Raw genomic sequence first — 7,429 nt, 5'->3', positions numbered from 1 at the left:
CTGCGTGCCTGCTGGTGATGCTGTCGATGGGCGCCGGCTGGCAACCGTCGCGTTGGGTCGAGGACTTCGGCGCGGATTACGTCACGGCGCCGGGCGAGGTGAAAACCGTGACCCTGGCCGATCAATCCCACGTCACCCTGGATGCCGACAGCGCCATCGCTGTGGATTTCAGCCAGGGTGAGCGGCATGTCCAACTGCGTCGCGGTGCGGGCTTTTTCAGCGTGACTCACACCGGCGCGGCATTTGTGGTGGAAGCGGGCAGTGGTGAAACGCGGGTGCTGGGCACGCAGTTCGAAGTGCGCCTGCAACCGGCGGGCGCGCAGGTGACGGTGTTGTCGGGGCGGGTCGGCGTCACACCGGCCAAGCAGGGGCAGCAGCAAATTCTTACGGCGGGTCAGCAAGTGGCCTATGCCGATGGCGTCGCCGAGCCCTGGCACGCGGTCAACAGCGAAGCACGCCTGGCCTGGCGCGACGGCTGGCTCAACTACTACAAGGCGCCGCTGGCCGAGGTGGTCGAGGATTTGCGCCGTTACTACCCTGGCCGCATCCTGCTGCTCAACGACGAACTGGGCGCCCGGCGTGTCAGTGGCAGCTTCCCGAGTAACGATCCGCACGCCGTACTGAATGCGTTGCAGGCGGTGCTGGGGTTCGAACAGCACACGGTGTTGGGACGGATGATTGTGGTGCGCTGATTACTTCAGCGCCGCCATGATCGCTTCGGGGCTGTAATCGCGAATCAACGTGCCATTCACGTCCACAAACGGAATCCCACCACCACCCAATGCCTCATAGGCCTTGCGCGCCGCGGCGTCTTTGTCGATATCGAACGCCTGGTACGGAATACCTTTCTGGTCGAGGAAGCGGCGGATCTGTTTGCAGTAGCCACACCACTCGGTCGAATAGAGCACCACGCGCGCCGAGGCCCGCGTCTGCTCGGAGACCACCTGGGACGGGTTGAACAGCCGTTCGACCTTGCCCCAGTTCTGGATCACCACCACCACCAGCAACACCAGCAGGACTTTTTTAAAGACCCCGCCGAGCATCAGTTACGGCGCTTGAGCTGGTCGGTCAGTTGGGTCGGCAGGCCCTTGATGATCAGGGTGCCGGCGGCTTCGTCGTACTCGATCTTGTCGCCCAGAAGGTGCGCTTCAAAACTGATCGACAGCCCCTCGGCGCGCCCGGTGAAGCGGCGGAACTGGTTGAGGGTGCGTTTGTCGGCCGGGATCTCCGGCGACAGGCCGTAGTCTTTGTTACGGATATGGTCGTAGAACGCCTTAGGCCGATCTTCATCGATCAAACCCGACAATTCTTCCAGGCCCATCGGCTCGCCGAGCTTGGCCTGGCTGCTAGCGTAGTCCACCAGGGTCTTGGTTTTTTCGCGGGCAGTTTCGTCGGGCAGGTCCTCGCTTTCAACGAAGTCGCTGAACGCCTTGAGCAGGGTGCGGGTTTCGCCTGGGCCGTCGACGCCTTCCTGGCAGCCGATGAAGTCGCGGAAGTATTCCGAGACTTTCTTGCCGTTCTTGCCTTTGATAAACGAGATGTACTGCTTGGACTGCTTGTTGTTCTGCCACTCGGACACGTTGATCCGCGCCGCGAGGTGCAACTGGCCCAGGTCGAGATGGCGCGATGGGGTCACGTCCAGTTCGTCGGTGACCGCCACGCCTTCGCTGTGGTGCAGCAGGGCGATGGCCAGGTAGTCGGTCATGCCTTGCTGGTAGTGGGCAAACAGCACGTGGCCGCCGGTGGAAAGGTTGGACTCTTCCATCAGCTTCTGCAGGTGTTCGACGGCGGTGCGGCTGAACGTGGTGAAATCCTGGCCACCCTCGAAATACTCCTTCAACCAGCCGCTGAACGGGTGCGCGCCCGACTCGGCATGGAAGAAACCCCAGGCCTTTCCTTGTTTGGCGTTGTAGCTCTCGTTGAGGTCGGCAAGCATGTTCTCGATCGCGGCCGACTCGGCAAGCTCGGAGTCGCGGGCGTGGAGAACTGCGGGTGTGCCGTCGGGTTTTTTGTCGATCAGGTGGACGATGCAATGACGGATCGGCATAGGCTTCTCGGCTGGTTGATAGGGGAGCGATTGGCCTCCCCGAAAAGTCGCCCAGTGTACCGCACCCATTGGCCAAGACGTGCTCGGAAGGTGTTTTGGCGGCCCTCCGACGGGCCATGTGCCTTTTTTTCACGGTTTAGAGCGATAAAGCTGACCAAATGGGTAGGTAGAAGCGGATATTTCCCCGTCTCTGTGCTAGTTTTGCGCGGTCTTACGCCCAAGACTCGGCGTTAAGCGTGCATTCAGCACTTGTCAGGTCGAACCAATCCCCGTTTCAAGCATCTATAACCCCGATCTCCGTGGTTATAGCCGGGGATGCCAGGCCTTGACGGTCGGGCTCGACGGCTGACACTGCACTCTGCAATCCATATGAATTTGATAGGGAAGGAACACCACAATGGCTATTACTAAAGACCAACTGATCGCTGACCTGGCTGAAGCAGTAGACGCACCGAAAACCACCGCGCGCGCTCTGCTGGACCAACTGGCTCAAATTGTTGCTGATCAGCTGGAAAACGGCGGCGAAATCACTCTGCCAGGCGTTGGCAAACTGAAAGTGACCGAGCGTCCTGCCCGTACTGGCCGTAACCCTTCGACTGGCGCTGCCATCGAAATCGCTGCCAAGAAAGTTATCAAGCTGGTTGTGGCCAAAGGCCTGACCGACGCTGTTAACAAGTAAGACGCAGCAAAAAAAACCGTGCGCCGGAGCAATCCGGGCACGGTTTTTTGTTGCCCGGGATTTGGGCTCAGTCTTTACGTGCCCAGGGCTGGCGCCACACCTGCTGCTCGGATGGGGTCTGGAAGGTCCAGGCGACAAACCGGCTCTGCTTCTGCCCTTGGGACATTTCCACCACCTGGCTCTCGAGTACACCGGCCTTTTTCAGCGCAGTCTGGATCGCGGGCAGGTTCGAGGCCTTCGACACCAGGGTGCTGAACCACAGCACCTTGTGGGCAAAGTGCGCGCTCTCGGCGATCAATTGCGTTACGAAGCGCGCTTCACCGCCTTCACACCACAGCTCGGCCGACTGGCCGCCGAAGTTCAGCACCGGCAACTTGCGTTTCGGATCGGCCTTGCCCAAGGCGCGCCATTTGCGTTCGCTGCCCTTGGTGGCTTCGTCCATGGACGCGTGGAACGGCGGGTTGCACATGGTCAGGTCAAAGCGCTCGCCGGGTTCCAGCAGGCCCAGCAGAATGTGCTTGGGATTGCTTTGCTGACGCAGCTGGATCGCCTTGTTCAGGCCGTTGGACTGCACGATGGCCTTGGCGGCGGCGACGGCGGTGGGGTCAACTTCCGAACCGAGGAAGTGCCAGCGGTATTCGCTGTAGCCGATCAGCGGGTAGACGCAGTTGGCGCCCATGCCGATGTCCAGCACCTTGACCGGCGCGCCACGGGGGATTTCGCCGTCATTGACGCTGGCCAACAGGTCGGCAAGGAAGTGTACATAGTCCGCACGCCCCGGCACTGGCGGGCACAGGTAATCCGCCGGGATGTCCCAATGCTGCACGCCATAGAAGGACTTCAACAGCGCCCGGTTGAACACGCGCACGGCGTCCGGGCTGGCGAAGTCGATGCTTTCCTTGCCGTAAGGGTTAATGATCACGAACTCCGCCAGTTCCGGCGTGGTCTTGATCAGCGCCGGGAAGTCGTAACGGCCCTGGTGGCGGTTGCGTGGGTGCAGGGTGGCCTCTTTGCGCGGCACGACGGGTTTGGCCGTGGTGGCGGTTTTAGGCTTCTTGCGCGAAGGTTTCGGTGTGCTGGGGGCGGTCATGATGATTCTGGTGTTGGCTCAAAGTGGTGGGCATTGTCACACATCCTGAGGTCAACTCGATCAAATGTGGGAGAGGGCTTGCCCCCGATAGCGGTGTGGCAGTCGAAAATGTTGAGACTGATACGCCGCTATCGGGGGCAAGCCCCCTCCCACATTGACCGCGTTGGCGGCAATGGATTGGGAATTCCCAGGCAAAAAAAAAGAGACCCGAAGGTCTCTTTTCTCGCACGGCTAGCCCTTACAGGCTGGAAATCCGCGCATGTTGCTCCGCCAGCTTGCCCAGGGCCTGTTCAGCCTCGGCCAGTTTGGCGCGTTCCTTGTCGATCACTTCAGCCGGTGCCTTGTCGACGAATGCCGCGTTGGACAGCTTGCCGCCGACCCGCTGCACTTCGCCTTGCAGGCGCAGGATTTCCTTGTCGAGACGGGCCAGTTCCGCGCCCTTGTCGATCAGGCCGGCCATCGGCACCAGCACTTCCATGTCGCCGACCAGTGCGGTCGCCGACAGTGGCGCTTCGGCGCCAGCCGCCAACACGGTGATCGACTCCAGCTTGGCCAGCTTCTTGAGCAGCGCATCGTTCTCGGTGAGGCGACGCTGGTCCTCGGCGCTGGCGTTCTTCACGAACACCGCCAGTGGCTTGCCCGGGCCGATGTTCATCTCGGCGCGGATGTTGCGCGTGCCGAGCATCAGGCTCTTGAGCCATTCGATATCGCTTTCGGCAGCCTCATCGATGCGGGCTTCGTTGGCCACCGGCCAAGGTTGCAGCATGATGGTCTTACCTTGGACACCGGCCAGCGGCGCGAGGCGCTGCCAGATTTCTTCGGTGATGAACGGCATGAACGGGTGCGCCAGGCGCAGCGCCACTTCGAGTACGCGCACCAGGGTGCGACGGGTGCCGCGCTGGCGTTCGACCGGCGCGTTTTCGTCCCACAGCACTGGCTTGGACAGTTCCAGGTACCAGTCGCAATACTGGTTCCAGATGAACTCGTACAAGGCTTGTGCGGCCAGGTCGAAACGGAACTGGTCGAGTTGGCGGGTCACTTCGGCTTCGGTGCGCTGCAACTGCGAGATGATCCAGCGGTCGGCCAGGGACAGTTCGACGGCTTCACCGTTCTGCCCGCAGTCTTCGCCTTTATCCAGCACGTAGCGCGCCGCGTTCCAGATCTTGTTGCAGAAGTTGCGATAGCCTTCGACGCGGCCCATGTCGAACTTGATGTCGCGACCGGTGGACGCCAGCGAGCAGAAGGTAAAGCGCAGGGCGTCGGTGCCGTAGCTGGCGATGCCGTCGGCGAACTCGTCGCGGGTCTGCTTCTCGATCTTTTTTGCCAGTTTCGGCTGCATCAAGCCCGAGGTGCGTTTCTGCACCAGGGATTCCAGGTCGATGCCGTCGATGATGTCCAGCGGATCAAGGACGTTGCCCTTGGACTTGGACATCTTCTGGCCCTGGCCATCGCGCACCAGGCCGTGGACGTACACGGTCTTGAACGGCACCTGCGGGGTACCGTCCTCGTTCTTCATCAGGTGCATGGTCATCATGATCATCCGGGCGACCCAGAAGAAAATGATGTCGAAGCCGGTGACCAGTACGTCGGTGGAGTGGAATTTCTTCAGGAATTCGGTCTGCTGCGGCCAGCCCAGGGTCGAGAAGGTCCACAGGCCCGAGCTGAACCAGGTGTCCAGTACGTCGTTGTCCTGTTGCAAGGCTACGTCCGGGCCGAGGTTGTGCTTGGCGCGCACTTCGGCTTCGTCGCGGCCGACGTAGACCTTGCCCGACTCGTCGTACCAGGCCGGAATGCGGTGGCCCCACCACAACTGACGGCTGATGCACCAGTCCTGGATGTCGCGCATCCACGAGAAGTACATGTTTTCGTATTGCTTGGGCACGAACTGGATACGGCCATCTTCCACGGCAGCAATCGCCGGCTCGGCCAGCGGTTTGGTGGACACGTACCACTGGTCGGTCAGCCAAGGCTCGATGATAGTGCCGGAGCGGTCGCCCTTCGGCACTTTCAGGTTGTGGTCGTCGACGCTGACCAGCAGGCCGGCGGCGTCGAAGGCGGCAACGATCTGCTTGCGCGCTTCGAAACGGTCGAGGCCGGCGTATTCGGCCGGGATCTTGCCGTCGATGCTCTCGTTCAGCGTGCCGTCGAGGTTGAACACCTGGCAGGCCGGCAGCACGGCGGCATTCTTGTCGAAGATGTTCATCAGCGGCAGGTTGTGGCGCTTGCCGACTTCGTAGTCGTTGAAGTCGTGGGCCGGGGTGATTTTCACGCAGCCGGTGCCGAATTCAGGGTCGCAATAGTCGTCGGCGATGATCGGGATGCGCCGGCCAACCAGCGGCAGTTCGACGAACTTGCCGATCAGGGCCTGGTAGCGCTCATCGTTCGGGTTAACGGCCACGGCGGCATCGCCGAGCATGGTTTCCGGACGGGTAGTGGCGACGATCAGGTAGTCGTTGCCTTCAGCGGTCTTGGCGCCATCGGCCAGCGGGTACTTGAGGTTCCACATGAAGCCTTTCTCGTCGTGGTTTTCCACTTCGAGGTCGGAAATTGCCGTGTGCAACTTGGTGTCCCAGTTGACCAGGCGCTTGCCGCGGTAGATCAGGCCGTCTTCATGCAGGCGCACGAAGGCTTCTTTCACGGCGTCCGACAGACCGTCGTCCATGGTGAAGCGCTCGCGGCTCCAATCGACGGACGAGCCCAGGCGACGGATCTGACGGCTGATGTTGCCGCCGGACTGATCCTTCCATTCCCAGACTTTTTCCAGGAATTTCTCGCGGCCCAGGTCGTGACGGCTCTGGCCGGTGGCTTCGAGTTGGCGTTCCACCAGCATCTGCGTGGCGATACCGGCGTGGTCGGTGCCCGGTTGCCACAAGGTGTTGCGGCCCTGCATGCGACGGAAACGGATCAACGCATCCATGATCGCATTGTTGAAGCCATGGCCCATGTGGAGGCTGCCAGTGACGTTCGGTGGCGGAATCATGATGGTGTAGGAATCGCCCGCGCCTTGCGGAGCGAAATAATTCTCGGACTCCCAGGTCTGGTACCAGGAAGTTTCAATAGCGTGCGGCTGGTAGGTCTTATCCATGCGCGGCGGGACCCTAGTTGGCATTAATTCAGGAAAGCCGACAAGTATAACGGGGGATAGGGGAGAGGGCGAGTTGAAGACGGCCTTAAGGTGCATGCGATCAACTGTGGGAGGGGCGGTGCGACGACTCGACTTGCTCCCGATTGCGGTGTGTCAGTGACGTATAAGTGCCTGACACACTGCTATCGGGAGCAAGTCGAGTCGTCGCACCGCCCCTCCCACAGGGGGGGTGTCTGGTTTAAGACTGGTACTGACTGAGCAACCGCTCCATCCGCGCATCCATCCGGCGCTTGATCTCGGTTTCGATGTGCGGGGCGAAGTCGTCGATCACGTCCTGCATGATCAATTGCGCAGCGGCGCGCAGTTCGTTGTCCAGGTGCAGCAGCAAGGCATCCGGGGTCTTTTCGGCAGGCGCTGCAGGCCGATATGGTGGCTGGTGGCCAATGTGAGACGCCCGCTGACTTAGCCGGTGAGGTTGGTGAGGGCGCGCCGGGTGTCGTCCAATACGTTGAGAATCTGATAGGCGCG

Annotated in this window: 6 protein-coding genes and 2 pseudogenes; 2 read left to right on the top strand and 6 right to left on the bottom strand. The window is 61.2% G+C overall.

The window, feature by feature from the left end; all coding sequences use genetic code 11:
* On the top strand, nucleotides 1–692 hold a 692-nt coding region (locus L9Z73_RS21615; protein ID WP_247405238.1), incomplete at its 5' end, for a FecR family protein.
* Here the strand turns inward: L9Z73_RS21615 and L9Z73_RS21610 are convergent.
* Together L9Z73_RS21610 and yejK are read right to left on the bottom strand one after the other, a co-directional pair.
* Nucleotides 693–1,043, bottom strand: a complete 351-nt coding sequence (locus tag L9Z73_RS21610; protein WP_247405236.1) for a glutaredoxin family protein — start codon at nucleotides 1,041–1,043, stop codon at nucleotides 693–695.
* A complete protein-coding gene (gene yejK, locus L9Z73_RS21605; protein WP_247405233.1) occupies nucleotides 1,043–2,047 on the bottom strand; it encodes a nucleoid-associated protein YejK in 1,005 nt (334 codons plus the stop codon). The genes L9Z73_RS21610 and yejK overlap by 1 nt, the downstream gene beginning before the upstream one ends.
* Nucleotides 2,048–2,444: 397 nt before the next feature.
* On the opposite strand from yejK, the gene L9Z73_RS21600 reads away from it, so the two are divergent.
* Nucleotides 2,445–2,726 (top strand): HU family DNA-binding protein, encoded by a 282-nt coding sequence (locus L9Z73_RS21600; RefSeq protein WP_247405229.1) that lies wholly within the window; start codon nucleotides 2,445–2,447, stop codon nucleotides 2,724–2,726.
* 67 nt (nucleotides 2,727–2,793) lie between these two features.
* Here the strand turns inward: L9Z73_RS21600 and rlmF are convergent, their stop codons facing one another.
* From rlmF to L9Z73_RS21580, 4 genes and pseudogenes are all read right to left on the bottom strand, one after another.
* The gene (gene rlmF, locus L9Z73_RS21595; RefSeq protein ID WP_247405226.1) at nucleotides 2,794–3,816 is read right to left on the bottom strand and encodes a 23S rRNA (adenine(1618)-N(6))-methyltransferase RlmF; all 1,023 of its coding nucleotides are present in this window, start codon (nucleotides 3,814–3,816) and stop codon (nucleotides 2,794–2,796) included.
* A 238-nt stretch (nucleotides 3,817–4,054) separates the two neighbouring features.
* Nucleotides 4,055–6,901: a valine--tRNA ligase gene (locus L9Z73_RS21590; RefSeq protein WP_247405222.1), complete on the bottom strand. Its 2,847-nt coding sequence runs from the start codon at nucleotides 6,899–6,901 to the stop codon at nucleotides 4,055–4,057.
* 238 nt (nucleotides 6,902–7,139) lie between these two features.
* Nucleotides 7,140–7,322: pseudogene (locus L9Z73_RS21585) on the bottom strand (DNA polymerase III subunit chi); the annotation flags it as partial.
* Nucleotides 7,323–7,366: 44 nt separating this feature from the next.
* Nucleotides 7,367–7,429 (bottom strand): annotated as a pseudogene (locus L9Z73_RS21580) (hypothetical protein); the annotation flags it as partial.

Origin of the sequence: Pseudomonas emilianonis, from assembly GCF_023072625.1 — a bacterium.
In the GTDB taxonomy this organism is placed as follows: domain Bacteria; phylum Pseudomonadota; class Gammaproteobacteria; order Pseudomonadales; family Pseudomonadaceae; genus Aquipseudomonas; species Aquipseudomonas paraveronii.
The sequence above is the reverse complement of the archived record's forward strand: the minus strand, read 5'-3'. Positions and strand labels throughout refer to the sequence as shown.

Coding starts and splice junctions, on each gene's coding strand:
- L9Z73_RS21610 (WP_247405236.1), bottom strand. CDS start 1,043: ATGCTCGGCGGGGTCTTTAAAAAAGTCCTGCTGGTGTTGCTGGTGGTG.
- yejK (WP_247405233.1), bottom strand. CDS start 2,047: ATGCCGATCCGTCATTGCATCGTCCACCTGATCGACAAAAAACCCGAC.
- L9Z73_RS21600 (WP_247405229.1), top strand. CDS start 2,445: ATGGCTATTACTAAAGACCAACTGATCGCTGACCTGGCTGAAGCAGTA.
- rlmF (WP_247405226.1), bottom strand. CDS start 3,816: ATGACCGCCCCCAGCACACCGAAACCTTCGCGCAAGAAGCCTAAAACC.
- L9Z73_RS21590 (WP_247405222.1), bottom strand. CDS start 6,901: ATGGATAAGACCTACCAGCCGCACGCTATTGAAACTTCCTGGTACCAG.